This is a genomic window from Methanosarcina spelaei, from assembly GCF_002287235.1.
Classification (GTDB): domain Archaea; phylum Halobacteriota; class Methanosarcinia; order Methanosarcinales; family Methanosarcinaceae; genus Methanosarcina; species Methanosarcina spelaei.
This window is the reverse complement of sequence record NZ_LMVP01000251.1, coordinates 1-1667: the sequence shown is the minus strand read 5'-3', so window position 1 is coordinate 1667 and position 1667 is coordinate 1. Positions and strand designations below refer to the sequence as shown.

2 protein-coding genes are annotated in these 1667 nt (G+C 36.6%); one reads left to right on the top strand and one right to left on the bottom strand.

The genetic code is table 11. From position 1 onward, the window contains the following. On the top strand, positions 1–960 hold a 960-nt coding region (locus ASJ81_RS12310; protein WP_095644690.1), incomplete at its 5' end, for an IS66 family transposase. 63 nt (positions 961–1023) lie between these two features. On the opposite strand, the gene ASJ81_RS12305 is transcribed toward ASJ81_RS12310, so the two are convergent. Then, a partial coding sequence (locus tag ASJ81_RS12305; RefSeq protein WP_141241701.1) for an IS110 family transposase occupies positions 1024–1667 on the bottom strand: 644 nt, incomplete at its 5' end.

The window sequence follows — 1667 nt, the reverse complement described above, 5'->3', positions numbered from 1 at the left end:
CCTTATCAGCAGATTGATGATACAGGTGCAAGAGTCAATGGTGTCAATTATTATACTCAAATTCTTTGTAATCCTTATTATACTGCTTATTTTACAGTTCCCAATAAAAATAGAGAAAATGTTTTAGACGTGCTTTTATGTGGAAAAGAAAAAACATACTGCTTTACTGATGAAGCATATAATCTGATGAAAACGTTTAATGTTTCCCAAAGTTGGATGGAAAAACTCTCGTCTTTTAAAAACAAAATATTCAGTGACGAAGAAATGCGTCGAAAACTGGATTGTGTTTTCTCACTTAATGGATATAAAACTACTAAGAAGAAAGTCCTTGAAGCCTGTGCAATTGCGGCCTATCATCAAAGTAAAGACATACCTGTGGTTACCACACTTTTAAGTGATGATGCACGTCAGTTCAGGCAAATTGCATATCACCATGCTCTTTGTTGGATTCATGACGGTAGAAACTACAAGAAATTAAGGCCAATAGTTCCGTATCATAAAGAAAAGCTGAAAGCTTTTCTGAACAGTTACTGGAACTTTTATGGTGAGCTTTCTAAGTTTAGAATAAAACCAGATTCAGAGGTAGCGGAGCAATTATCCGTTAAGTTTGATCAGTTGTTTTCTACCAAAACAGGATATGAACAGCTGGATGAAAGAATCGCTAAGACAAAAGAGAACAAGGAACAGCTGTTAAAGGTCCTGGTCTTGCCAGAGGTTCCGCTGCATAACAATGCAGCGGAACTAGCGGCGAGAGCAAAAGTCAGAAAAAGAGATGTGAGCCTTCAAACCATAACAGAGGAAGGAACAAAAGCAAATGACACATTTATGACGATTGTTCAGACAGCAAAGAAACTGGGTGTAAGTGCATATCAGTACATATGTGATAGAGTTAGCGGTACATTTGGGATGCCATCTCTGGCTCAACTAATCAGAGAAAAAAGCTCAATAAGCAGAAATTGAGAGCTTTCCACTCAATTTGAAGAGGATACTTATTTAGCATGAAAGTACATGAGGATATCTTCCTCACGTGCTCTCTTCACCTTCTTTTTCCATTATCGCAAATATTTCACTAATTATTTTTATTCGTTCATCAACTGAGAATATTTCTGTCTCAACAATCTTCCTCTTTTGAATTTCTCCTTTTTTATATCCAGTTCCATCTTCGTACATCTCATCGTTTACGATAAGATGCCATATTATCGTTGCAATTTTCCTTGCCAAGGCAATAATTGCCTTGGAATGCCCAATTGACTTCTTTTTCCTGTTAAAAAACTCTTTTAACTTACTGTTATTCTTTCTTGCCGCTGCTTGAGAAATCTGCGTAAGAATCCATCTTGCTCCCTTTGATCCTCTCTTTGTGATTCTTCCGTTGTGGTATTTATCTGCAGATTGATACACATTAGGAACCAGACCAAGCCAGGAAGCAAGCTTATTTCCAGAAGAAAAATCCTTGAAATTTCCTATTTCAGCAAGTAGAACTGCCGCACCAAGTTCTCCTATGCCTGGAACTGACATTAAAATCTCCATTTCTCTTTTATGCTTTTTATAAGCATAATTGAAAATTTCTTTTTCTAAAGCTTCGATCTCATCATCAATACTCTTTATGAGTTTCAGACAGATCTGAAGTCTGAATGCAGCACTTTGAGAGATTTCTCGATCAAGAATTT